Below are 23,352 nucleotides of genomic sequence, written 5' to 3'. Positions count from 1 at the left end.
AATGTTTAGACAAAGATTGCTTACTTTTCCTGTATTTTTGCTGCAAAAAGCCGCTTTTCGTTACTTCTCGCGGTTTATTTATTAAACCGGCATGTGCTGCCCGCTGTTAATGTGGGCCGACAGCCTTAATTAAGTGAAAAAAAATGGCATATTTCTATTGTTTTATTCACATATGGTCTAGCTTCTAATATTATATGTGCTTTATGACTGTGGTGAAAATATTCATGAGCTTAACTTCTTTAACTGCCGTCTCTCCGCTTGACGGCCGCTACCAAAAAAAAACCAGCATACTAAGCCCCTATTTTAGCGAGTTTGCACTCATCTATTATCGTCTGATAGTGGAAGTTCGCTGGCTGGAAGCTTTGGCTGCTAATCCGGATATTCCGGAGGTGAAGCCTTTGTCAGAAGACGACAAACGTTTTCTGGAACAAGTTCTTAGTAATTTTAATGAAGAAGAAGCTGAAAAAGTTAAAACCATTGAGAAAAAAACCAATCACGATGTCAAGGCAATTGAATATTATCTAAAGGAAAAGCTGACTGACCATCCTCGTTTGAGCGCCGCAGCCGGTTTCATTCATTTTGCCTGCACCTCGGAAGATATTAACAATCTCTCCTATGCCCTGATGATAAAAGAGGCATTAGCTCAGGTTATTCAGCCCACTTTGGCAGAAATTATTGGCGGTATCACCCTGCTGGGGAAACAACATGGTGATGCGGCAATGTTATCCCGCACTCATGGGCAACCTGCAACCCCGACAACCTTAGGCAAAGAACTGGTTAACTTTGTGGCACGTCTTAAAAGACCTCAGCAACAGCTTGCCGAAGTATTGATCCCCGCCAAATGCAATGGCGCGGTTGGCAACTATAACGCGCATGTCGCGGCGTATCCGGAAGTAGACTGGCGTAAACATTGTGCTTCTTTTGTCAGCTCACTGGGTTTGTCTTTCAGTGCTTACACCACTCAGATTGAACCGCATGACGGCATCGCCGAAGTCTGTCATATTATGGTGCGAATCAATAATATCCTGCTCGACTACACTCAGGATATCTGGACTTATATTTCATTAAACTATTTCACCCAGAAAACAATTGCGGACGAAGTTGGTTCCTCCACCATGCCGCACAAAGTGAACCCCATTGATTTTGAGAACGCCGAAGGCAATCTGGGATTAGCCAATGCCCTGTTTGAGCATTTTGCGGATAAATTAACGAAATCCCGTCTGCAGCGCGATCTTTCCGACTCTACTGTGCTAAGAAATCTCGGTGCAGGATTTGCCTATACGCTCATCGCCTATCAGGCAATTGCCAAAGGCAATGATAAACTGCAGATTAATAAATCCGCATTGAAAGAAGATCTCGAAGATAACTGGGAAGTTCTTGCCGAAGCGGTTCAGACTGTCATGCGGCGCTATCAGATACCAGATGCTTATGAACAATTAAAAGACTTGACCCGGGGTCAGGGAATTGACGCAGACAGTCTGCAACAATTTATTAAAAGGCTGGATATACCCGAGGCAGCAAAAACCAGACTATTAGCCATGTCACCCGAGAGTTACACTGGCTTGGCCGCGCAATTGGTGAAAGCATTTTCATGATCGAAGAATCATTATCACAACAAGGGACCTCTCGGGAATTTGATGTCATTGTCATAGGAACGGGTATTGCGGGTTTACATTATTGCCTGCAGGTCCTTAAATTACAGCCTCGTCTTCGCATTGCTTTAATCAGTAAGGCAGAGCTGGGTGAATGCAACAGCCGTTATGCCCAGGGAGGTATTGCCGCAGCATTTACGGAAGAAGACTCTCTGGAAGCTCATATCGGAGATACTATTCTGGCAGGAGATGGTTTATGCTATGAACCTGCTGTTGAATTTATCATTCGACAAGCCCCTTCCATTATTGAAGAACTACTAGGCTATTCAGTTCCCTTCACCCGTACAGATACTGGTTATAACCTGGCTCAGGAAGGCGGGCACTCCTTTCGCCGTATATTTAACGCCGGAGATCAAACCGGGCTGGTTATCGTGCAGGCCCTTCTGAGCCAAATCGCAGAGTTGAAACAAATCACGGTATTTGAACATCATATCGCGGTTAATCTTATCACTCATTATCACCCGCATCGAACCGATATCCAGGGGGAAGTGCTGGGCGCGTACCTTCTCGACTGCAAGGCTAATCTAATCCACACATTTCTTGCTCCCTGCGTCATTCTGGCCACGGGTGGAGCGGGCAAGACCTATCGATATACCACCAATCCAATGGTGGCGACCGGAGATGGCGTGGCCATGGCCTACAGGGCTGGAGCACGTGTAGGAAATATGGAGTTTTATCAGTTTCATCCTACACTTTTGCATCATCATAGCCTGAATAATTTTTTAATCTCGGAAGCAGTACGCGGTGAAGGTGCACTCCTGATCAATCCGGAATCCGGCGAGCGGTTCATGAAAAAATATGCGCCGGAAGCAATGGAACTGGCAACACGCGATGTGGTGGCCCGTGCTATTTTTAGTGAAATTGAACAAGGGCAGCAGGGATTCGTACATCTGGATATTACTCATGAATCCCGTGCCTTCCTTAAAAAACGTTTTCCTCAAATCTTCTCTACTCTGCAAACGATAGGGATTGATATGAGCCAGGATATGATTCCAGTTGTTCCAGCGGCCCATTATCAATGCGGAGGGGTATTAACTGATGTCGACGGCAGAACAGACCTTAAACGGCTGTATGCTGTTGGTGAAGTGGCATTCACCGGCTTGCACGGCGCCAACAGGCTTGCCAGCAATTCCCTTCTGGAAGCACTGGCAATGGCGAGTAATGCCGCTCGCTGTACATTAAAAGATATCTCCACTCCGAACAAATTGTCTCAGGATATCCCTAACTGGTCGTCTTCAGGCGCCGTCAATCCACGGAGAGCGAGCCAGATTAATGCACACTGGCGCGGTTTGCGCGGCGAAATGACCTCCTATGCCGGAATTGTAAGAACTGAGGCCGGTCTTGAAGATTTACTACAATTAATATTGAAGAGAAAGAAAATTATTGAGGAGTATTACTGGAAGCATTGTATCACCAGAGATTTCATCGAACTGAGAAATATTGTTCTGAATGCTGAACTTATTGTCAGGGCAGCACTCTGTCGAAGAGAATCTCGGGGAGGCCATTATCGAGAAGACTTCCCTGATAAAAATCTCCATGCCCAGGAAAGTATTGCTCGATTAACATCGCCGCAAAACCCATTTTTTTAATCAGACCTTTCTTATGAGGTAGTAATGTTCGGCTATTCATCCATTTACCAACCTGAAAAAAGTATTATGCACATCACTAATGACATGAGTATCTGTCAAAGTGATTACCCGCTGGACTGGTACCAGGAAGATTTCATTCCCTACGCCGAGGAGTATCAGGCATTAGCTGATCGCAAGCTTACCACGGTACTTGCCTGGATGAAGCCATATATGCAAAAAGCGCAGTCCCATTTTGGCGAGCGCCTGCTGCTTTTAGCGCATTATTATATGGGCGGAGATATTGTCAGGCTTGTAGAGCAGTTCGGCGGCCAGATTGGGGATTCCTACCAGCTGGCATTAATGGCAGCGCAAAACCCGCAGAAGTCGGTTATTATTGAGTCTGCCGTTCATTTTATGGCGGAGTCAATAAGTATTCTCGCCAATGAGAATCAACATGTTTATATAACTAATCCTAAATCGGGTTGTACTATGGAAATGCTGGCTAAAGACTTTATGGTCGAGCCTGCATTTCTGGATCTTAATGAACGTTATGGGGCTGAAAATATTTTACCGGTTTGCTATATGAACACCTCAGGACGGGTGAAAGCCATGACTGGCGCTCAGGGAGGCGCGGTTTGTACCAGTTCAAACGTAAAAAAAATCTTCCAATGGGCTCGCGCTCAAAATAAGAAGATCCTGTTCATACCCGATCAGCACATGGGTGAAAATGTAGCCTACTGGCTGGGGATTAAAAATCTGGCTTATTGGCCAGGCGGAACTGCCGGTGCCCAATACTCACTGGAAGCTCAGGATAAGGCAACACTCGATACTTTTGATAAAGCCGAGTTAATACTGTTTTCCAGCCAATGCGCAGTTCATACCCACTATCAGGCTTATATGTGCGATTACTGGCACTCACAAAATTATGCCACAGTGGTACATCCCGAATGCCGAAACGAAGTGATTCGCGCGGCACAGCAGGCTGGCTCTACAGCATTCATTTGGGATTATGTTGTGAATGATCGTGCTGGCACCAAACGTTATGCCATCGGTACAGAAAACCATATGGTAGAAAATGTAAAACAACATTGTAAAAACCTGGGCATCCAGGTAGTAAATCTCGCCGAAGCCCCTAAACCTGATGATGCCAAAGGCATTGGCTGCGGCTGCGCAACGATGTCGAGAAATGATCCCCCTCATTTGATTGGGCTTGTTGATTTGCTAAGGCAAGGCAAAGAAATGGCATACAATGAAGTGAAAGCGGGTGACGTAGTCAACGAGTTTACTGGCTTACGTCAGCGCCTGCAGCTTAATGATCAGCAATGGGTGATTGATAATGCTAAAAAAGCATTGAGGAAGATGATCGAGATTACCGAAGCTTAATTCAAGCCCGTCATTGTGGACGCCGCGAAGCAATGACGGAAATACATAGCAAGCCAGACTGAAAAAACTCACCCCGTTGTTTTTAATTGCCGCGCGACTCTTTCCCGTTGAATTAAATAAAGATTTCTTAAATAAATAAACACACCGGTGGACTGGCCCAGGATGAACACCGGATCTTTTTTATAAATTGAATACATTAATAATGTGATACCGCCTAATAAGCTTAGATACCAGAAAGCAACCGGAATAACACTTCGCTTTTCTTTTTCACTTATTAGCCATTGAATAAAAAATCGGGCAGAAAAAATGCCTTGCCCAACTAATCCAACACATAGCCAGATTGACTCAGAGTTCATTATTGATAACCTCCGGCGAACAGGGTCTTTTCAATAGCCAGCGCACCCCCACCAGATCGTAAATACCAACAAATAATCGGTTCATGACCCCATATTTTGACACACCATGCCTTCTTGGACGGTGGTTAACAGGCACGTTCACTAACCTGTATCCAGCTCTTAAAAATAATGCCGGTAAATAGCGGTGTAAATGATTAAAATGAGGCAAATTTAAAAATGCACTTCTAGGGAACAGTTTCAGACTGCAACCGGTGTCAGGACAACTATCACGCAAAATAGTCTGACGCACGCCGTTGCCTATACGGGAAGAAATGCGGCGAATCAGCTTATCATCTCGACGTTTTCGATTTCCAAGCACCACCGTTTTGTGGTCTTCAATAAAGCCGCAAAGAGCAGGAATATCATTAGGATCATTTTGGCCGTCGCCATCAAGCGTCACTAAAAATTCATAGCGCGCTGCCTTTGCCCCGCTAACCAGAGCAGCACTCTGACCACAGTTAACTCTGTGCCGTACCAGTTGCAATCGCTCATCCTCTGCTGCCAGCTTCAATAAACGGCTGACAGTCTTATCATTGCTGCCGTCATCAACAAAAATGACCTCAAAGCAATAATCATCTTTTTCCAAAACATTCACTAGTTCATGAAAAAGTACTTCAACATTATCCTCTTCATTATATACAGGGATAATTACTGATAAATTTATAGGTTGTTTCAAAAGTCACTCCCTTACTATATTACTGACTCATCGTCCTGCTGCTGCATCCATACATACTGCACTGGGAGTTTTGCCAGGCAGATTCCAGCCATTTCTGTTTGCGTAAAACCCAGAGCAATGCGGCAAGCTCTATAAACACCAGATAAGTGGCTGCCAGCACGTCGCTTAAGTAATGGTGGTTTAATATAATTCTCGAAACAGCGACTGAAAATCCTACAGTCAGCACATAAGAGCTGGAACGTGGGTACAATAGACTTAAGCCGGCAGCAACCGACATTATAGTGGTCGTATGACCAGACGGAAAAGACCAGAAGGGGGAATGTGTTTGAAAACCATAAAAACCAAAGTATTGGCCTTCAAGCAGCATACTGGGCCTGGCACGTCCTAATACTACTTTCAGAAATCCGCAAATTGAGCTGGGTACTAATACACAGAGCAATAGAAACCAGCATTTCGCTTCCCAGTCTGTATTAACCCTGATATATCTAAAAATGAATATTCCTAATATAAAAGCTGAAAAATAAAAGAAGCCCGCCCCCAGTTTGGTGAATAACTCCAGAAATTGGTAATTATGGCGCAGATCAATATCAAAGAAGAATTCTGCCAGCGGTTTATCTATAAAGAAAAAGCAAAATGCAATCAAACTTACTGCTAACACCATAACCCAGGGTTTGATAAAAAAAGACATTATTTTGTTACACGGAGACATCATTACTCTCTTTATTTTTAGGCCCGATGAGAAAAAGATTGAGCCATCGGCCTTTACTATAGTTAAAACCACGCAGTCTTGCAATAACGCCAAAAGAATCAAAAGCGATAGTCCATTGAGCAAATGTCTTGTCATCAACCAGGAGCAACTGCCTTGGATTTTTTTCCAAAGAGGAAATAGCATCGGCACTATCTGCAAATTTTATCCAGTTGGTATTCAGATTGAAAACAAGACTGGGCTCATCAAAACCTACGGCAATTAAAGGATTATCGGAGTTAACCGCATGTTTTAAAGCCAGATCAGCGATTTTAGGAGTAATCCAAAGCGGCTCGAGTTCTGGTAAAATTCGATTAAAGCTTAGAAAATAAACCACAGCTGCCATAATCAGCAGTGAAGCGATGGATTGATAATAAGCATGTTTAAAAATGAAATAAAGCGTTACCACTGCGAATGTTATTCCGCAAAATAGTATTGAAACAGCCGGCCAGCTGCTGTGGTTTAAAAAGACATAGGAGATAATGGTCAGGAATATCACAAGTCCAATAGATAATATTCCCCAAAGGCTTTGCAAGAATTTAAGCCAGCGATTAGCCCAAGCTCTCCCCTCTTGCAGACCAGTTTTTTTCATATTGATTAAAGAATCAATCGCCATTGCTGCTAACAGCGCCAAAGCCGGAAAAACGGGAAGAATATACTGGGGCAACTTGGTTGGCATGATTTCAAAAAAAAGCCAGCTCGGAATGACCCAGCTCAATAGAAATCTCACTGCCTTTTCATGCCGATGCCTGAACGCATAAGCCGCAGTGGGCCATAAAAAAAGAGAAGCGGGCCAAAAGGTTAATGGCAGGATAGCCAAATGAAAAAGAGGAGGCTTTCCGTGTGATTCATGCCCGCCCTTCAGCTTGGGTAACAGGTCCTTATGAATCATTTGCATTAGGTAGTTGCTGTGCTCAGCCTGATTAACCAGGATAACCCAGATTAAGGTCAGGGAAATAAGAATCAATAAGCCTGTAAACGGCCGTAGATTGCGTAACCAGCGAATATTTTTATCGACCAGACAGAGGGCCGCTATCGACAGAAATCCTACTAAAGGGGTAACCCCTTTCAGGACCAGCCCCGCAGTCATTGCCAGCCAAAAACATAAAGGCCAGGCCCAGTGAATCCTGGTATTATTAGCGCTTGCCTGATAAATCAGCCACAGGGCACCCTGCATTAACACCACAGTGGCAAGAAGCGCGGCATCAATTACCCCCATATGCGCCTCAACCACAAGCAAGAGGCAAGAGGCCAGCAATAGCGCGGCAATCAATCCGGAGCGTTCATTCAACAGACGTGAACCAAAATAAAAAGTTGCCAATACGGCAATTAACGCCCCTAAAACAGAAGGAATCCGATAAGGCCAAATCTGGTTTGCATCAGGTTCACTGAATAATTTTACACTGCCAGCCTGAAGCCAATTTATTCCGGGCGGTTTCTGAAAGCGTGTTCTATCCTGGAAGCGGATTTGAAAAAAGTTACCTGATTGGAGCATTTGACGACTGGCTTGTGCAAAATGCGCCTCATCCCTGTCAATCACCGGTAACTGGCTAATGCCTGAGGCAAAAAATATGAGGGATAAAATAACTAGCCCTGACCAAATCACTAATTTGCGCAATGCCTTAAACTCCTGAATCTTCGGCTGGGCTGATTATACTTAACTCCCTGGGAAATGACAAAAAAATCCTCTCTCCGGTTCAGTTTAACCTAAATGCAGGTAGCTTATGATCTTGTTCCTGTTGTCATTGCGAGTTAAACTCTCTCTTTTTATCAGCGTTTCTCATGCCAGAATTATCTACGATACAACAAATCGCTATTTGGATTATTCCTGTTTTGCTGGCTATAACCATTCATGAAGCCTCACATGCCTGGGTTGCTTCATTATGCGGCGATCGAACTGCTGAGCAGGAAGGGCGGCTCAGTTTTAATCCTATTAGACATATTGATTTGTTTGGAACTATTATTGTTCCTCTGCTGGTATTAACTCTAAGCAAATTCAGTTTTGTTTTTGGCTGGGCAAAACCTGTGCCCATTATGCCCTCTCGTATGCGCAATCCGCGTCGTGATCTCGCTTTAGTCACTTTGGCAGGCCCCTTGTCTAATCTGGTCATGGCAATATTCTGGGCCATTTGTTTTAAAATTTCGTTTTATCTTGACCCACAGCGCACTAGCTATGCCCTGTTTCTATTATTGGCCGCAAGAGCCGGAATGATCATAAACCTGCTGCTTTGTTTCTTTAATCTGCTGCCTATTCCCCCGATGGATGGAAGTAAAGTGGTAATGAGTCTGCTATCACCCCGAGCCGCAATGAAATTTCAGAAAATTGAACCTTATGGATTTTTCATCGTGCTCCTGTTGCTGATCACTGGCGCTCTGAGCTGGATTCTCAATCCGCTTATGAATTATTCTCTTCGTCTGCTGGTCGCTGTTTTTCATTTATGAACATACTAGCCGACGCATCGCTCCCCAATTTGAAGGCCGCTTTCCCAGCGCCTTTTAATCTGACAGTTTATGAAGATCAAAGACATATCCCTCATTTGCTGGCAGGACAGGAAATCCTTCTTTGTCGAGCCACATTGAAGGTCAACGAGGCCCTTTTTAAAAAACATCGGGTCAAATATGTGGCGACAGCCAGTAGTGGCACCGATCATATCGATAGCGGTTTGCTGGCCAAACTTGGGATTGAATTACTCGATGCAAAAGGTTGTAATGCACAAGCGGTTGCGGATTATGTCGTTTGCAGTATTGCCTGGTTAAAAAAGAATCGCAATTTTACCGGTAAGAATGCGGTGGTGATTGGCGCTGGTGTGGTCGGTTCAAAAGTCAGCCGACGTTTGAAGATGTTAGGGTTTCAGGTATTAGCCTACGATCCTCTGAAGGCCGCTTCTGATACCGGCTTTAAAAGCTGCGGCTATCATGAGTTATTTGACGCCGATCTTATAACCATTCATGCGAATTTACACACGACAGCTCCCTACCCCAGTTTTCACCTTCTGGATGAGCCATTTTTTAATGCCTTCAACCCGCAAGGGATTATTATTAATGCCGCCAGAGGACATATCGTTAATGAACAATCTCTATTAAAACGACCAGGGCTAATTTATTGCACCGATGTGTACAGTAGTGAACCCGCGATAAATCCCGAGATTATCAAAATGGCCACAGTTAACACTCCACACATCGCCGGCCATAGCATCGAAGCGAAATTGCGGGCGGTGCAAATACTCAGCGGCAAATTACATACATTGTATCATCTTCCCTTTAGCCCTCTTCCGGAAAACCAGGTATTTATGGATGAACCGGCAGCAGAGACCTGGGAGGAGTTGGTCTTAGCCCTGTATAACCCCGAGCCGGAAACTCTTGCGCTTAAACAAGCTGCGGATCCGCAAACAGCCTTTTTGCAGCTACGCAAGGCACATCCACCAAGGCATGATTTTGATCGTTATCAAATGGCTACCGGTAAACTTGCTGAACTGCAGCGAATTGCTGGTGTTGGAAATTAAATCAGAAGTCGACAATCCTTTACTTCTTGTCTACATTTTATAATGTTTGATTAAAAGATAAAAAAATATCTCTTTTTCAATAGTTCATGGAAAAATTAGATAAGGATAAACTGATTATGACTTATGTAGCCTTGGAATGGGATCACAAAATCGGCAAATTTGCCATTGGTTGGCTAGTAGTCAAATGCGCCAGTGTTGGGCAAAAATTTGGTGGTCCGCAAGCTCTGCCCCCAAGAAAAGACATTGCCTATTTTGTAAATCCGGAAACGGCCGAAATGGATGCCAAAAGTTTTGCCGAATTTAAGAATAAGTCCGATGCAGCGGATCAGGAAGAATTTGTAAAAATTAATCTGGCTGAAGCAAGCAGACATGCTGCCTTTGAATGGGATCACAATATTTTCAATCCCCTAATCAAATGGGCAGTCCTCGAATGGGGTGGCGACTACCAGCAAACCGGTGCCCGAGATGATGTGGCCTATTTTCTGGATGGGGAATCCGCCGAGATGGATGCAAAGTCATTTAGTATTATGAGAAATCAGCGATTGTTTTAGAAAAAGCATGCAGGTTGGACCAAGGGCCAATCTGCAAGAATTTATTAACAACTCTCATTCAGTTCTTATTCACATAGCGATTCAAGACTTCCTGATCAGAAAAATGATGGCGTATGCTGCCAACTTGCTGATAGGATTCATGCCCCTTTCCAGCCACCAACACGATATCATCAGCTGAAGCAAGACTGACTGCTTTGGCGATTGCTTCTTCCCTGTTGGCAATTTTATATAAATTGTCTCGTTTATGAATGCCTTGCTCAATTTCATCAAGAATTTGCACAGGGTCTTCGGTACGTGGATTGTCGCTGGTCATAATCACAATATCCGCATTGTCACTGGCAATTTGCCCCATAATGGGGCGTTTCGTTTTATCTCTGTCGCCGCCGCAGCCAAACACCGCAATGATTTTACCCTTTTTGACACCATTTAAGGTTTCAAGAACGTTTTTCAGAGCATCCGGTGTATGAGCATAATCCACGATGGTATAGGGTTCCTGGCTTACAATCTCCATACGGCCGGGAGCGGCTCGAAGTTTAGACATCGTATCAACCACTTCAGACACGGGATAGCCTGCAGCCATAAGACTGGAAAATATGGCCAGGGCATTGTAAATATTAAAATATCCTAAAGCTCTAATCTGCAATTCATGGCTTCCCCAAGGAGAGTTCAGCTTAATTCGGGTTCCTGTCAGACTGATTTCATGTTCGATAGCTCTGACATCTGCCTGCTGATGAACACCATAGCTTAACAACTGGCAATTTGCAGAAACCGATTTCAGGATTTGTGGGGTATACTTATCATCCTGATTTACAATAGCCCACTTTAACTCTGGAAACGCAAACAGTTTTGCTTTGGCCTCTGCATACTCATCCATGGTGTGATGATAATCAAGGTGATCATGAGTTAAGTTGGTAAAAATCCCCTGAGAAAAACGAATGCAATCAGTGCGTCCCTGATCAAGAGCATGTGAAGATACCTCCATACACACCTGGCTAATATCGGATTGACGAAATTGACTGAATAGCTGTTGCAAACAAAATGCATCGGGTGTGGTATTTGCCAGTGATTGCAGTTCATCCGCTTTTCCATAGCCCAAAGTGCCGATATAAGCCGATTTTGCAGAAAGAAGCTCATGCGCCTGTGCTAACTGATAGGCAATTGTTGTTTTACCATTCGTGCCAGTGACTCCGGTAACGTATAGGCTGTCCGAAGGGTTTTGATAAAATCGGGCAGCCAGTTCAGCCTGCTTTGATACAAGATTAGCCAGTGAAATATACACAATAGACGTGTCAGGTTCGGAAATCTTCCACCCTTGAGGATCAAAAAGAACTGCAGCAGCCCCATTCTTTACAGCTTGTGGAATAAACTGTCGTCCATCTGACGCATGACCGGGGTAGGCTATAAATAAATCACCAGCCTTAACTGACCTGCTATCATTGCTGATACCAGTTATTTCCAATTCAGATATTACATCGTCAATCCAGGGACAGAGGAGTTTATTGAGTTTCATTTAACTTAGCCTGTTGTTATATCGGGCGGAATATCCAGAGTGCGTAAGGCGCCTGACATTACTTTTGCAAATAAGGGTGCTGCGACCGCTGCCCCATAATAACCATTTTTAGTCGGCTCATGAATGACTACAACCACAACCAGTCGAGGACGCGATGCTGGAGCAATACCAACGAAGCTTGCTATATGCCGATTGGCCTCATAGCCATTTTTTCCAGCGATTCGGGCGGTTCCTGTTTTACCAGCTACACGATAGCCTGGAATCTGGGCTGCCTTACCCGTTCCCTCAACCATAACGGCCTCCATCATAGCCAGAACATCATTGGCAGTTTTCTCGTCAATTACCTTTTCGACACTCGGGTGATAATCGGGATTATGCAACAAAGTAACAGGCAGCAAATTGCCATGATTGGCAAATATCAGATAGGCTTTGGCCAATTGCAGGGGGGTCACTGATAGTCCATATCCAAAACTGACGGTCGCTAAAACGAAAGGATTGGCATCTTTAGGCTTGACAATCGCCCCATCGCTTTCTCCCGGATAACCGCTCTCTGTTCTTTGGCCAAAACCACTGCGCTGCAAAAGCCCAAGTAATTGCTCTGGCGGGCTTAAGAGCACCATTTTGGTCACCCCGACGTTACTTGAATGTTCTAAAACTCCTGTTACATCAAGTACGCCATAATTATGAACATCTCGTATAGTATGTCCATGAACAATCATCCAGCTCGGACGGGTATCAATAATTGTAGCCGGCGTTACCAGACCGCTGCCAAGCGCACTGGCGATGCTGAAGGGTTTGATAACTGAGCCGGGTTCAAAGGTATCGGTGATCGCCTTGTTACGATAACTATCCCGGGAATAGTTAGCTCTGGCATTAGGATTAAACGAGGGATAATTGGCGGTTGCCAGAATTTCACCTGTTTGAGTATCGACGACAACAACGGAACCGCTGCGAGCGGCAAATTTCTCCATTGTATTTTTTAATTCATGATGCGCAAGGTACTGGATTCGGCGATCGATACTCAAAACCAAATCATGTCCGGGTTTAGGTTCCTTGAGGATTCCTAATACTTCAACAATATGGCCTGTTCTATCCTTCACAACCCGCTTTTTGCCAGGAACGCCCATTAGCCAGTCCTGATAGGCCAGTTCCATTCCTTCAATTCCGGCATCATCAATATTGGTAAAACCAATTAACTGAGCAGTACTGTCCCCTTCCGGGTAGTAGCGTTTAAATTCCTGCTGGAAATTGACACCTGGAATTTTTAATACTTCAATCTCCTTGGCAAGCATAGGGGGTAGCTGACGTTGCAAATAAAGAAACTCCCGGCTTTTGGCTTTCTCAACTCGTGCTTTTAGTGTTTTGGCGGGAATGCCGGTTATTTTGGACAATGTTGCAAGTTGCTGAGGGGTAGGAGAAAATTCTTTGGGATTAACCCAAACAGATTGAACAGGGGTACTGACAGCAAGCGGCGTGCCGTTACGATCGGTTATCATTCCCCGATACGCAGGAATATCCTGAACTCTTAAACTTCTGGCGTCGCCTTGTCCTTTAAGAAATTGTCTGTGCAGGACAGTGAGGTCAAGCATTCTCCAAACCAGGACACCCAGAATGAGAACAAAAAAGCCTGAAACGGTGATTAACCGTAAACGGTGTCCGTTTTTTTTCATCGTGGCTTTAATACAAAGGTTTGTTTATCTGCCGGTAAACGCATACGTAATTTTTCGATAGCCAATTGCTCAACGCGCGCCGGAGTAGCCAAGCTTGCCTGTTCCAAAAGTAACTGTCCCCACTGTAATTGCAATTGGTGGTTATTTTGCTCTAATTGCTGCAAATAATCAAAGCGTAATCGATGTTCATTGGTAATATAAACTACTGCCAGTGCACTTAAGAGCACACTGATTAGCAAAGTTATTATCAAACTCATCTGTTTGGATAAGCGCATTTCAGATAATTGTCCAGTAAATAAATTGCTTTGATTTATCGCTCTGGCTGCGGCATTCATGACAACTTCTCTCCTATTCTAAGGACCGCACTACGGGATCTGATATTCTCTTTAATCTCATTTTCTTCCGGCATAATCGCCTTACCTACTCGTCTGAATTTTTTTACAATCTCATTGTATTTCACAGGCACACCGGGAGGCGGTCTATTGCCTTCCTCCATTGCCTTCATAAACTGCTTCACTATTCGATCTTCCAAGGAGTGGAAACTGATAACCGCCAGACGCCCCCCGATCTTTAACACATCAACAGATGATTTGAGCGCTTTTTCCAAATCGCTTAATTCATCATTGATATAAATACGTATTGCCTGGAATACTCTTGTTGCAGGATGCTTATGTTTTTCCCATTTTGGATTTGCCGCCTTGACGATCTCGGCAAGTGCCTGAGTAGTCAATATAGGGGATTGCTGGCGGGCTGCCACTATCGCCCGCGCAATCCTTCCTGCAAAACGCTCCTCTCCGTACTTCCTGAACACCTCCTTCATTTCCTGCTCGTCGGTACGATTAATAAAGGTTGCGGCATCAAGTTTCTGATGCAGATTCATTCGCATATCCAGAGGGCCTTCCTTTAAAAAACTAAACCCCCTTTCTGCGTCATCTAACTGCGGAGATGACACTCCCAAATCCATTAACACTCCATCTACAGCACCACAAACGCCTGCTTTTTCCGCGTATATGGCAATATCAGCAAACGAACCGTGGAAAATCTCAAAGCGTTTTTCCTGGGCAAATACTTCACTGGCAAACTGAATAGCCTCAGGATCTTTATCAATCGCAATCAATCGGCCTTGTTCAGACAAGCGTTCGAGAATTGCACGACTATGCCCTCCCCGGCCAAAAGTGGCATCAATATAGATACCGTGCGGATTGATTGCCAAACCATTTATCGATTCTTCTAATAAGACTGATTGATGCATTTTGTTCCACTATAAAGAAAATGTTTTCATTTCGTCTGGTAAGACGTCGTGCTGAGAGGCTTCCTCAGCTAACCAGCTTTCACGTTTTTCTTCCCAGGTCTTATCATTCCAAATCTCAAACTTATTGCCCTGGCCAATCATTACTGCATGCTTTTCCAGTCCTGCGTATTCACGCAGCAAAGGAGGCAATAATAATCGTCCATTGTTATCTACATCAACATCAGTTGCATGCCCAATCAGCAAACGCTGAATACGCCTTGCAGCCGCGTTAAAACTTGGCAAATTCTGCAATTTATCTTCAATAACTTGCCATTGTGCAGCGGGATACAGCAAAAGACAGGTTTCTTCAGTATCAATAGTGATGACTAAAGAGGCATTGCCTGCGTTGTCCAATGCTTCACGGTAACGTGTTGGAACCGCTATACGACCCTTCGCATCGATTGTCAAAGACGTTATGCCACGAAACATGATTAATTTTGCAGGCTATCCCACAATTCTCCACTTTTTTAGTATTTTACACCACTTTCTTACACTATAGAAACACAAAATCCTTCTCGTCAACAAATTTTGTTTAATTTTTAATAGGGAGAGATATTTTTGACCAAGTGGTGGGCAGGTTGATTTTTTTATGGAGTGACAGAAGGTTGCTCGGTGCAGGTAATAAGCCTTCAAGGACTGAAGGATTCTTTCGAATTGCTCATTTTCCTTTATTCAAGCTTTGTCTTTTCCGCGCGGCATTGTTGCGTAAATAGAACCAAGCAACAAACATGTCGTCTTTGCGAACCAAGTGAAGCAATCCAGATCGAAACCTGAACAAAGCCGGGATCTGGATTGCTTCGCTAATGCTCGCAAAGACAATTTTTTGCGCACCCACCTTTCCACGCAACAATGCCTTTCCGCGCAGGCGGAAATCCATTTTAAATATGGCACAGTGCCAAATCATGAATAGATTTCCGTCTGCGCGGAAATGATTGATTACAGACGGGTGATATCAGGAACAAAGGAGCTACATCGATTGATTCATTAATGCGGCCAGGCGAATGCCCTGCAATACCAGGTCTGGTACCAGATGATCATAAATATTTTGCTTTTCAAACAAGGAAGCAAAACCGCCAGTAGCCAGAACTAACACTTCTTCATCATGAAAGGACTCAGCTTTTATCCGGTGTATTAATTCGCGGCAAGCCCCTATGGCGCCAAAATAAACGCCCGACTGGATACTTTCAATGGTGGAACGGCCAACAGCCTGGTTCATTTTTACAATTTCTACCGCCGGTAATTTAGCCGTATTATTGGAAAGTGCATCGACCGATAAACGCATTCCCGGAAGAATAGCTCCTCCCAGATAAAATTTATGTGCAGTAATGACACAGAACGTAGTTGCTGTGCCAAAATCAATCACAATAATGTTTTTACCAGGATAAATATGGGCCGCCGAAATGGCATTGGCAATCCTGTCTGCCCCTACCTCCAGAGGATTTCGATACTTGATATTGAGTCCTGTCTTTACACCCGCCTGCAGAAAAAAAGGGTCGACAGTAAAGTATTTAAGACAAGCTGAACGTAGAGAATAGTCCAGTTGCGGTACAACGGAGCAAATAGCGATTTGCTTAATGGCTTCCGGTGAGCACTGATTCTCACGCAAGACCGTTTTCAAAAAAATACCGAACTCATCTGATGTACAGGCTTTGGATGTATGACGAAATCGCAAGCGGATTTCATCCCCTGCAAAGACACCACCATATATATGAGAGTTTCCCACATCGAGGCATAAAATCATAAGTTTCTATTGTTCAGGAATTCAGGCTTCCGATAGTAAAGCCTGGGTTGAACATAATCAAGCTTAAACCATGATTGCGAGCCTCCGAGACGGGATAATGCTGCTTCGCAGGCTAAACGGAGTTGAGAAAAAAGTCGGTCGATAAGCCGGGTTCTGTCAGGGACAATCATTCATCTGGGACATTCGTCACCGAATGCCTCAAGCGACCTACCCGAATCCCGTACGGACCATACGTTCCGGTAAACCGGATGGATTCCTATTTGGTCTTGCTCCAAGTGGGGTTTGCCCTGCCACAACTGTTGCCAGTTGCGCGGTGCGCTCTTACCGCACCATTTCACCCTTACCATTTTCATGGCGGTATATTTTCTGTGGCACTTTCCGTAGGCTCACGCCTCCCAGGCGTTACCTGGCACTTCGTCCTATGGAGCCCGGACTTTCCTCCCCTTGCAAAGCAAAGAGCGATTGCCTAACCGACTTTGACCATCATCATAGCAAACTGAACTTTGGAAAACCAGAGAAATTTGTATAGTAACAAGCCCTGTTCAATGACAAAAGTCAGGATGCTTCTATAATTAACTGACAAGCTGCTTCATTTTTATAAAGTTATGGCTTCTAATAAACCATTCAAGTTGCTTTCTGAAAATCAGTTTATCAGTAGAATTAAAAGAGAAACTGCTGGCCGCTGCGAGATGAAGCAGAAATTCATATATATATACTCATCCGGGGAAAAAGGCTTAAAGAAAGCACCACTGCAAAGTCAGTATGATACAATTTATCGAAATCTTTATGAGACACTCGATGATCAATCTCATCTGAAGTTCTGGCCGCAGGTCCAGGAAAAATTGAGTAAGAATCATATAATTCCACATCCTTCAGGAACGGATATTCTTAAAGATGCCTCGTTCAAGCTACATGTCAATTTGAATGATATAGGTAATCTGGATCAAAATACCCTGCTGGGCCTGATAGAGTTTATTAATAAGGAAAGTTGGGCACATAATGTCAATGAATTTAAAGTTATTTCACCTGAGTTACATAACACAGAGCGGTTTAAGAATTCTGCTCAATTGACAATTTACATGAATAATTACGCATCTGTTGCGGATCTTGTTTCTTTGTCTGAGAAAATAAATACCTATCTCCTTCAACATAAGGTACCAGAAAATCAGATAACGGACGATTTAAAAAGCTCAGTCGGTCTTAATTCATTTGTCTCAGGAAGATTTGACACAAATAAGGTCAACAAGACCTATGGCCAATATCCATTTATGGACAAAGAAATAGCTAAATTCTTTGAGAAACATAAAGATAATAAAGAACTGGAAAAAATACCCTTATGCGCCTTCGATGCAATATTCAATAAAATTATCTACTCAAAATCAGTCAACAATTTAAGGGCTCCGGGAGGGGGTTTGAGCGAAGCGGACAGTAAAAAAGTGCAACTTGAATTTGAGAAAATGCTGGATAACCCCAGGCAATATATCAAAGACATGAGCAATCTGGAAAAAAATGGCTTAGACAGTCAGTTAAATGAAGAACAACAAAAAAATCAGAGAATAGAGGAACGATTAACTTATTTTACAGCCGATTTCAGCGACTGTGATACGGCAAGTGAGCTGGCAGAAAAAGTCGCTCAGGAAAAGAACCGGTTTCAGCAACTAGTATCAAATCTTGAGCCTGGCGATAAAAATAAATACAGAGAACTGCTTCATCAAAAAGAAATGAGCATTGATCAGCAGGCGCAGCAGCATCAAAAGCAACTGGCTAAATCCCCTGTTGACGCTCAAAAGCTCAGTCATTTTAAAGCGCTCTTGTCAAATATGGAACGATTATCTGAGAGAGAGGGTCCTGATAAACACAGAATTAAAAAATATTGCAGCCTGATGCGAGGGGAACTCCAAAGTTTCAAAGAGGGAAAATTGTCATTTAACGATTTTCATAGGAACTGCAAAACAATTTCTGAGCAAAGTGGTTTGATAAAAAAACCAAGCTGGTCGGAAAAGATACAAGCAATACTAACTGTGGCTCTTTCTTTTGGATTAGTTCCACTCTATCGCAGGTATAATGGGAAACCTAAAGACGCCTCTGCTTCTGAAGACTCTGCTAAAGAAAAACTAAAGCGCATGAGAGTCGCGATAAATGATTTAAAAGCGTTGGAAAATCAGACCTTAAAAGAGCAGGAAAAGACTGAAAACAAGTCAACAGAATTAGCTCCTAGCAAAATCTCTTTATAATAAAGAGAAACCTGAGATAAGCTTGAATGCATCCTGCGATAAACAGTTTAAACAAAACACTCTATAATTTTTCGCAAGATACACTCAACAGAAGCCTTCAGAAATTAACCACGGGTACCAATAAACTCATCATCAAAATAACGCTTTAATTTAGTACGTAATGTGCCGCGGCTAACACCAAGTACACGAGCAGCTTTTGATTGATTATAGCGAGTCAGTTCCATCACTGTACGAAATAAGGGCGCTTCTACTTCCTCAACAATCAGTTGATAAAGGTTAAGATTATTATCTTTATTGCTGACAGCATTCAGATACCCTTTGACGGTTCCGATTACTTGCTGAATCAAGGCATCATTAATTTGTGTCACATCTTGCATTACTGCACTCATTGATCTCTCCAAAGACTCTGTTGAATCATTAAAAAAAGTTACCCATTTTGAGCATCATGATCGCAATACTACCAAATATTACAAACTATGTAAACATTGTTTTATAGATACTCATTTATTAAGGAAATATTAAGAAAAAATTAAGATTTAATCAAGTTTTTTTGCATATTTCGTTGCAAATTTATACTAATTAATTTTAATTGGAGCAAATTTTGCATAATTTCACTAAAGAAAGCTTAAGAAAAGTAATTACCAATATTTAAACATTCGCAATTATTTGTTATCAAACAGTGTAAAATTGGATTAAATGAGGGCTATAGAGGATTTTGGACGATTGCCGTATCCCGGTTGTGACAACCGGGATAGATTTTAATCAACAGTAAAACTTTCACCGCAGCCGCATTGACCCGTTTGATTAGGATTATTGAAGATAAACCTGGAATTAAAACCCTGTTTGACATAATCAATCTGCATCCCTTTTAAATAAGGATAACTTTTTCGATCGATATAAATCTGATACTCCGAATTAAGAGGAAAACTGACATCCTCCTCGACCGTCTCATTCACATAATCCACGACATAAGAAAGGCCAGAACAACCTGTTTTTTTAACTGAGAAACGTACCCCTTTACTTCCGGCTTGCGTCTTAAGATAGCTTAATAAATGTTTAATGGCCGCCTCGCTCAGAGAAACCCCCATTATTGAATCGTTAACATGTTGCTGCACCACACTCATTTTAAACCCCTAATTTCTCTTTCATATGATTTATAGCACTGAGATACCCTGTTTCAATCAAAAAAACAAGCTGCTGCTGATTTTTTGGCAAATCCAGCCTGCGCGCAAGCTCTCGATGCTCAAAGTGAGGATGTCCGTCTAATGAACTATTCTCCACTTGCTCACAGAGAAGCTCCAAGCCGGCAATCAGATAAGGATTACCAAATGCTTTAAATCTTGCTTTTTTAATCAAACCTGAATCACACTGCAGGTAAAGATCAAAATGCCCCGATCGGCCAGGATAACCAGCCCTGACGTGCACCGTATAGGGCTCACTACAATCCAGAATACCTGCATGGCAGGGCTTAAAAAAACAACGCTCTACTAATTCATTATAAATGATCATGGTGATATTTCATGTAATCGTGAGATTTGTTGACGAATAATCTGCGAGGCTTCGATAATTTCAGCCTCTGTTGTAAATCGACCTAACGATAAGCGTATCGAGCTAAAGGCACTTTCATCATCTAACCCGATGGCCTTCAGTACATAGGAAGGCTGCATGCTGGAGGATGCACAGGCAGAGGTACTTGAAACCGCCAGATCTTTCAATGCGTAAAGCAGTGAATCGCCTTCAACTCCCGGAAAAGTGATGTTTAAATTGCCAGCCACTCTTTGTCTTGGATGGCCATTGAGATGAATATCAGGCAGAACCTTTATGTTATTCCATAATTGTTCACGTAATTTAAGTATTCTTTCCTGTTCCAGCTCGCGGCTCGCTTCGGCTAAAGCAAAGGCTTCCCCCATACCGACAATCTGATGGGTCGCAAGAGTTCCTGAACGTAAACCACCCTCATGCCCGCCGCCAAAACTTTGCGGCTGCAGTCGAATTCTTGGTTTCTGACGCACGAATAATGCACCGATCCCTTTGGGGCCATAATTCTTATGAGCAGAAAACGACATGAGATCAACCGACAACTCACGCAGATTAATCGCAATTTTCCCTGCGCTTTGCGCTGCATCCACGTGAAAAATAATCCCTCTGTTCTTTAATAATTCGCCGATGGCTGCAATATCCTGAACTACACCAATTTCATTGTTGACGTGCATGATTGAAACAAGAATGGTTTCGTCGGTAATCGCCTGCTCCAAATCCTGTAAGGAAAGCAATCCATCAGGCTGGGGCGAAAGATAGCTTACATGGAAACCTTCCTGCTCCAACTGATGAAAACTGTCAAGAACAGCCTTATGCTCGGTAACAGATGTGATTAAATGCCTGCCCTTTCGCTGATAAAATCTCGCCGCTCCAAGAATAGCCAGATTGTCAGCCTCGGTTGCACCTGATGTGAATACAATTTCTCCAGGTTCAGCATGAACTGCTTCTGCAATTTGTGCGCGCGCTGTTTCCACGGCCATTTGAGCCTGTTGACCATAACTATGTGTAGTTGAAGCTGGATTACCAAAAATGCCATCTTTTCCCAGATAATGCAGCATCTTTTCTATAACCCTAGGATCGACTGGTGTAGTTGCCATATAATCAAAATAAAGAGGCATTTTGTTCATGATTAACTCCCTTTATTAATTTTCGCCCATTTCAAAGCATTCTGCATATGACTCAGAATACCGCGCAGAATGTTCACCTCCATATGTTCCAGACCTACGCGATTAAAAAGACGGCGAATGCGTTGCTGCAAGCGCCCGGGATTATCAGGTCTCAAGAAATCGATTGCCACCATCACATCCGTTAAATGCCCATAAAACTGTTCTACTTCTTCTGCTGTTGCCACACGATCTTCACGCAGTGCAACTTCAACTTTAGGTGAAGACAGCAATTTCATTCGTAACTCATAGGCAATAATTTGCACTGCCTGGGCAAGATTTAAAGAACTGTATTCAGGATTACTGGGAATATTAATATGGAACTGACTGCGCAGCAGCTCATCATTGGTTAGTCCCGCATGTTCGCGGCCAAACAAAATAGCCACTTCGGTGTCATCGGACTTGCCAGCAATCAAGGCGGCCGCTTCAGGCGGATTTAGTCCCGGTAAAGCAATTCCTCTCGGCCTCGCGCTGGTCGCCAAAACAAGCTGGCAGCCCTGTAAAGCCTGCTCCAGATCCTGAGTTACTACCGCGCTTTCCAATAAATCATCAGCACCCGCTGCCATTTCACAGGCCCTTAGATCAGGGAAAGACTTTGGATTGACCAGATAAAGACGGGTTAATCCCATCGTTTTCATCGCTCTTGCCGCAGAGCCGATATTGCCAGGATGAGTAGTCCCAACAAGCACTATTCGTATTGCAGAAAAATTCATCTTAACCAATTTAAATAAAAAAAAGCAACTATACCAGCAATGTCTTCTCTCTGTACAAAAAAAATGTGCTAGAATCGCCCTTTGTTTTTTCATGAGCTAAATTATGCAGCCACTATTAAATATTGCAGTGACCGCCGCCAAACAGGCGGGTGATATTATTGTTCGCCATATAGAGCAACTTGACCGAATAAAGGTCAGCGCTAAAAGTACTCACGATTATTTCAGTGAAGTGGATATTAAAGCCGAACAGGCAATTATGCATACTATACATAAAGCCTATCCTGATCATGGATTTCTTGCTGAAGAAAGCGGCACTCATAATATCGATTCAGAAGTTACCTGGATGATCGATCCTCTTGATGGCACAACCAATTATCTGCATGGTTTTCCCTTCTTTTCCGTTTCTATCGCCTGCAAAATCAAAAACCGGATTGAACATGCAGTCGTTTATGATCCAATTCGCCATGAATTTTTTACAGCCAGCCGTGGTTGTGGCGCGCAGCTGAATGATCGGCGTATTCGAGTATCCAAACAAACCCAGCTTGACTCTTCCCTGCTGGGAACCGGATTTCCTTTCCGTGATCCCAAGCTCGCTCAGAGATATATGCCTACTTTTGAAGCCTTGATTGGAAAATGTGCCGGCATTCGCAGAACCGGTTCTGCCGCACTGGACCTTGCCTATGTGGCCTGTGGTCGTCTGGATGGTTTTTGGGAGATGGGGCTAAGACCCTGGGATATGGCAGCCGCTGCCTTACTGATTAAAGAGGCAGGTGGTCTGGTCGGTGATCTCCAGGGCGGGGAAGATTATCTCAAAAAAGGTGATATTTCCGGAGGAAACCCGAAGATTTTCAAGGCTTTACTACAAACCCTTATGCCGGTTACAAGAGGCAGCTAAACTTTTATAACAATGGGGTCCGCCCTCATAGCCATTAGTTATGGAATTGTTGGGCCAAGGGCCCAACCTACAGGTAATTTTAAAATCCCGGGTATATCTGGCATACTTCTTGCAAGCCCAAAT

Annotated in this window: 24 protein-coding genes and 1 other RNA gene; 8 read left to right on the top strand and 17 right to left on the bottom strand. The window is 43.5% G+C overall.

Annotated elements, in window-relative coordinates; translation table 11 throughout:
* Window positions 1-224: 224 nt before the first annotated feature.
* The 3 genes from purB to nadA are packed head-to-tail and all read left to right on the top strand — an operon-like array spanning window position 225 to window position 4,603.
* Window positions 225-1,595 (top strand): adenylosuccinate lyase, encoded by a 1,371-nt coding sequence (purB, locus tag LXA66_RS14110; protein ID WP_233013664.1) that lies wholly within the window; start codon window positions 225-227, stop codon window positions 1,593-1,595.
* Entirely contained in the window at window positions 1,595-3,241 is a 1,647-nt protein-coding gene (gene nadB, locus LXA66_RS14105) for an L-aspartate oxidase (protein WP_112218337.1), read from the top strand. The genes purB and nadB overlap by 1 nt, the downstream gene beginning before the upstream one ends.
* Before the next feature lie 24 nt (window positions 3,242-3,265).
* Window positions 3,266-4,603 (top strand): quinolinate synthase NadA, encoded by a 1,338-nt coding sequence (nadA, locus tag LXA66_RS14100; RefSeq protein ID WP_233013663.1) that lies wholly within the window; start codon window positions 3,266-3,268, stop codon window positions 4,601-4,603.
* Between the two features lie 68 nt (window positions 4,604-4,671).
* On the opposite strand, the gene LXA66_RS14095 is transcribed toward nadA, so the two are convergent.
* From LXA66_RS14095 to LXA66_RS14080, 4 genes are read right to left on the bottom strand one after another with little or no spacing between them, the layout of a single operon-like run.
* A complete protein-coding gene (locus LXA66_RS14095; protein ID WP_112218216.1) occupies window positions 4,672-4,959 on the bottom strand; it encodes a lipid-A-disaccharide synthase N-terminal domain-containing protein in 288 nt (95 codons plus the stop codon).
* A complete protein-coding gene (locus tag LXA66_RS14090) occupies window positions 4,949-5,674 on the bottom strand; it encodes a glycosyltransferase family 2 protein (RefSeq protein ID WP_233013662.1) in 726 nt (241 codons plus the stop codon). The genes LXA66_RS14095 and LXA66_RS14090 overlap by 11 nt, the downstream gene beginning before the upstream one ends.
* 19 nt (window positions 5,675-5,693) lie before the next feature.
* Window positions 5,694-6,386 carry a phosphatase PAP2 family protein gene (locus tag LXA66_RS14085; RefSeq protein WP_233013661.1) on the bottom strand — a complete coding sequence of 231 codons (693 nt, stop codon included), beginning with the start codon at window positions 6,384-6,386 and terminating at the stop codon, window positions 5,694-5,696.
* A complete protein-coding gene (locus LXA66_RS14080; RefSeq protein ID WP_233013660.1) occupies window positions 6,370-8,037 on the bottom strand; it encodes a glycosyltransferase family 39 protein in 1,668 nt (555 codons plus the stop codon). The genes LXA66_RS14085 and LXA66_RS14080 overlap by 17 nt, the downstream gene beginning before the upstream one ends.
* Before the next feature lie 164 nt (window positions 8,038-8,201).
* On the opposite strand from LXA66_RS14080, the gene LXA66_RS14075 reads away from it, so the two are divergent.
* The 3 genes from LXA66_RS14075 (at window position 8,202) to LXA66_RS14065 (ending at window position 10,473) form a co-directional block, all read left to right on the top strand.
* Window positions 8,202-8,861, top strand: coding sequence for a site-2 protease family protein (locus tag LXA66_RS14075; protein WP_233013659.1), 660 nt, complete (start codon window positions 8,202-8,204; stop codon window positions 8,859-8,861).
* Window positions 8,858-9,922 carry an NAD(P)-dependent oxidoreductase gene (locus LXA66_RS14070; RefSeq protein ID WP_233013658.1) on the top strand — a complete coding sequence of 355 codons (1,065 nt, stop codon included), beginning with the start codon at window positions 8,858-8,860 and terminating at the stop codon, window positions 9,920-9,922. Before LXA66_RS14075 ends, LXA66_RS14070 begins: the two co-directional genes overlap by 4 nt.
* A 116-nt stretch (window positions 9,923-10,038) precedes the next feature.
* Window positions 10,039-10,473, top strand: a complete 435-nt coding sequence (locus LXA66_RS14065) for a hypothetical protein (RefSeq protein ID WP_133138887.1) — start codon at window positions 10,039-10,041, stop codon at window positions 10,471-10,473.
* 58 nt (window positions 10,474-10,531) lie between these two features.
* Here LXA66_RS14065 and LXA66_RS14060 read toward each other — a convergent pair whose 3' ends face one another.
* The 8 genes from LXA66_RS14060 to rnpB all read right to left on the bottom strand — a co-directional run bounded on the left by LXA66_RS14060 (window position 10,532) and on the right by rnpB (window position 17,163).
* Window positions 10,532-11,983 (bottom strand): UDP-N-acetylmuramoyl-L-alanyl-D-glutamate--2,6-diaminopimelate ligase, encoded by a 1,452-nt coding sequence (locus tag LXA66_RS14060; protein WP_233013657.1) that lies wholly within the window; start codon window positions 11,981-11,983, stop codon window positions 10,532-10,534.
* A 5-nt stretch (window positions 11,984-11,988) separates the two neighbouring features.
* Entirely contained in the window at window positions 11,989-13,653 is a 1,665-nt protein-coding gene (locus tag LXA66_RS14055; protein ID WP_112218223.1) for a penicillin-binding protein 2, read from the bottom strand.
* Window positions 13,650-13,988, bottom strand: a complete 339-nt coding sequence (gene ftsL / locus LXA66_RS14050; protein ID WP_058508058.1) for a cell division protein FtsL — start codon at window positions 13,986-13,988, stop codon at window positions 13,650-13,652. Before ftsL ends, LXA66_RS14055 begins: the two co-directional genes overlap by 4 nt.
* On the bottom strand, window positions 13,985-14,905 hold the full coding sequence (gene rsmH / locus LXA66_RS14045; protein ID WP_233013656.1) for a 16S rRNA (cytosine(1402)-N(4))-methyltransferase RsmH: 921 nt from the start codon (window positions 14,903-14,905) through the stop codon (window positions 13,985-13,987). The genes ftsL and rsmH overlap by 4 nt, the downstream gene beginning before the upstream one ends.
* Window positions 14,906-14,914: 9 nt before the next feature.
* Window positions 14,915-15,373, bottom strand: a complete 459-nt coding sequence (gene mraZ / locus LXA66_RS14040) for a division/cell wall cluster transcriptional repressor MraZ (protein WP_233013655.1) — start codon at window positions 15,371-15,373, stop codon at window positions 14,915-14,917.
* Window positions 15,374-15,602: 229 nt separating this feature from the next.
* Entirely contained in the window at window positions 15,603-15,848 is a 246-nt protein-coding gene (locus LXA66_RS14035) for a hypothetical protein (RefSeq protein WP_233013654.1), read from the bottom strand.
* A gap of 63 nt (window positions 15,849-15,911) precedes the next feature.
* The gene (locus LXA66_RS14030; protein WP_112218226.1) at window positions 15,912-16,685 is read right to left on the bottom strand and encodes a type III pantothenate kinase; all 774 of its coding nucleotides are present in this window, start codon (window positions 16,683-16,685) and stop codon (window positions 15,912-15,914) included.
* Window positions 16,686-16,811: 126 nt separating this feature from the next.
* An RNA gene (gene rnpB / locus LXA66_RS14025) (RNase P RNA component class A) lies at window positions 16,812-17,163 on the bottom strand.
* 211 nt (window positions 17,164-17,374) lie between these two features.
* Between rnpB and LXA66_RS14020 the strand changes: the two genes are divergently transcribed.
* Entirely contained in the window at window positions 17,375-18,919 is a 1,545-nt protein-coding gene (locus LXA66_RS14020) for a hypothetical protein (protein WP_233013653.1), read from the top strand.
* Between the two features lie 104 nt (window positions 18,920-19,023).
* Here LXA66_RS14020 and LXA66_RS14015 read toward each other — a convergent pair whose 3' ends face one another.
* The 5 genes from LXA66_RS14015 to LXA66_RS13995 all read right to left on the bottom strand — a co-directional run bounded on the left by LXA66_RS14015 (window position 19,024) and on the right by LXA66_RS13995 (window position 22,334).
* On the bottom strand, window positions 19,024-19,308 hold the full coding sequence (locus LXA66_RS14015) for a helix-turn-helix domain-containing protein (protein ID WP_058508063.1): 285 nt from the start codon (window positions 19,306-19,308) through the stop codon (window positions 19,024-19,026).
* A 369-nt stretch (window positions 19,309-19,677) separates the two neighbouring features.
* Complete coding sequence (locus tag LXA66_RS14010; protein ID WP_112218228.1) at window positions 19,678-20,043, bottom strand: iron-sulfur cluster assembly accessory protein; 366 nt, start codon at window positions 20,041-20,043, stop codon at window positions 19,678-19,680.
* A 1-nt stretch (window position 20,044) separates the two neighbouring features.
* Window positions 20,045-20,428 carry an iron-sulfur cluster assembly scaffold protein gene (locus tag LXA66_RS14005; protein WP_233013652.1) on the bottom strand — a complete coding sequence of 128 codons (384 nt, stop codon included), beginning with the start codon at window positions 20,426-20,428 and terminating at the stop codon, window positions 20,045-20,047.
* Window positions 20,425-21,585, bottom strand: coding sequence for an IscS subfamily cysteine desulfurase (locus LXA66_RS14000; RefSeq protein WP_233013651.1), 1,161 nt, complete (start codon window positions 21,583-21,585; stop codon window positions 20,425-20,427). Before LXA66_RS14000 ends, LXA66_RS14005 begins: the two co-directional genes overlap by 4 nt.
* Before the next feature lie 2 nt (window positions 21,586-21,587).
* A complete protein-coding gene (locus LXA66_RS13995; protein ID WP_233013650.1) occupies window positions 21,588-22,334 on the bottom strand; it encodes an RNA methyltransferase in 747 nt (248 codons plus the stop codon).
* Between the two features lie 103 nt (window positions 22,335-22,437).
* Between LXA66_RS13995 and LXA66_RS13990 the strand changes: the two genes are divergently transcribed.
* Window positions 22,438-23,229, top strand: a complete 792-nt coding sequence (locus LXA66_RS13990; RefSeq protein ID WP_112218232.1) for an inositol monophosphatase family protein — start codon at window positions 22,438-22,440, stop codon at window positions 23,227-23,229.
* The last annotated feature ends 123 nt before the right edge of the window (window positions 23,230-23,352 follow it).

It is taken from the genome of Legionella sp. 16cNR16C, assembly GCF_021297775.1.
Classification (GTDB): Bacteria; Pseudomonadota; Gammaproteobacteria; order Legionellales; family Legionellaceae; genus Legionella_C; species Legionella_C quinlivanii_A.
Note: the sequence above shows the minus strand (reverse complement) of the source record. Positions and strands in the feature narration are given on the sequence as shown.

Bases quoted from the DNA above. Each gene is read 5' to 3' on its own strand.
- LXA66_RS14085 (WP_233013661.1), bottom strand. From the start codon at position 6,386: ATGATGTCTCCGTGTAACAAAATAATGTCTTTTTTTATCAAACCCTGG.
- LXA66_RS14030 (WP_112218226.1), bottom strand. From the start codon at position 16,685: ATGATTTTATGCCTCGATGTGGGAAACTCTCATATATATGGTGGTGTC.
- LXA66_RS14000 (WP_233013651.1), bottom strand. From the start codon at position 21,585: ATGAACAAAATGCCTCTTTATTTTGATTATATGGCAACTACACCAGTC.
- LXA66_RS14065 (WP_133138887.1), top strand. From the start codon at position 10,039: ATGACTTATGTAGCCTTGGAATGGGATCACAAAATCGGCAAATTTGCC.
- LXA66_RS13995 (WP_233013650.1), bottom strand. From the start codon at position 22,334: ATGAATTTTTCTGCAATACGAATAGTGCTTGTTGGGACTACTCATCCT.
- LXA66_RS14075 (WP_233013659.1), top strand. From the start codon at position 8,202: ATGCCAGAATTATCTACGATACAACAAATCGCTATTTGGATTATTCCT.
- LXA66_RS14015 (WP_058508063.1), bottom strand. From the start codon at position 19,308: ATGAGTGCAGTAATGCAAGATGTGACACAAATTAATGATGCCTTGATT.
- LXA66_RS14035 (WP_233013654.1), bottom strand. From the start codon at position 15,848: ATGATTTGGCACTGTGCCATATTTAAAATGGATTTCCGCCTGCGCGGA.
- LXA66_RS14070 (WP_233013658.1), top strand. From the start codon at position 8,858: ATGAACATACTAGCCGACGCATCGCTCCCCAATTTGAAGGCCGCTTTC.
- LXA66_RS14095 (WP_112218216.1), bottom strand. From the start codon at position 4,959: ATGAACTCTGAGTCAATCTGGCTATGTGTTGGATTAGTTGGGCAAGGC.
- purB (WP_233013664.1), top strand. From the start codon at position 225: ATGAGCTTAACTTCTTTAACTGCCGTCTCTCCGCTTGACGGCCGCTAC.
- LXA66_RS13990 (WP_112218232.1), top strand. From the start codon at position 22,438: ATGCAGCCACTATTAAATATTGCAGTGACCGCCGCCAAACAGGCGGGT.
- LXA66_RS14020 (WP_233013653.1), top strand. From the start codon at position 17,375: ATGAAGCAGAAATTCATATATATATACTCATCCGGGGAAAAAGGCTTA.
- rsmH (WP_233013656.1), bottom strand. From the start codon at position 14,905: ATGCATCAATCAGTCTTATTAGAAGAATCGATAAATGGTTTGGCAATC.
- LXA66_RS14005 (WP_233013652.1), bottom strand. From the start codon at position 20,428: ATGATCATTTATAATGAATTAGTAGAGCGTTGTTTTTTTAAGCCCTGC.
- LXA66_RS14060 (WP_233013657.1), bottom strand. From the start codon at position 11,983: ATGAAACTCAATAAACTCCTCTGTCCCTGGATTGACGATGTAATATCT.
- ftsL (WP_058508058.1), bottom strand. From the start codon at position 13,988: ATGAATGCCGCAGCCAGAGCGATAAATCAAAGCAATTTATTTACTGGA.
- LXA66_RS14055 (WP_112218223.1), bottom strand. From the start codon at position 13,653: ATGAAAAAAAACGGACACCGTTTACGGTTAATCACCGTTTCAGGCTTT.
- nadA (WP_233013663.1), top strand. From the start codon at position 3,266: ATGTTCGGCTATTCATCCATTTACCAACCTGAAAAAAGTATTATGCAC.
- LXA66_RS14010 (WP_112218228.1), bottom strand. From the start codon at position 20,043: ATGAGTGTGGTGCAGCAACATGTTAACGATTCAATAATGGGGGTTTCT.
- mraZ (WP_233013655.1), bottom strand. From the start codon at position 15,373: ATGTTTCGTGGCATAACGTCTTTGACAATCGATGCGAAGGGTCGTATA.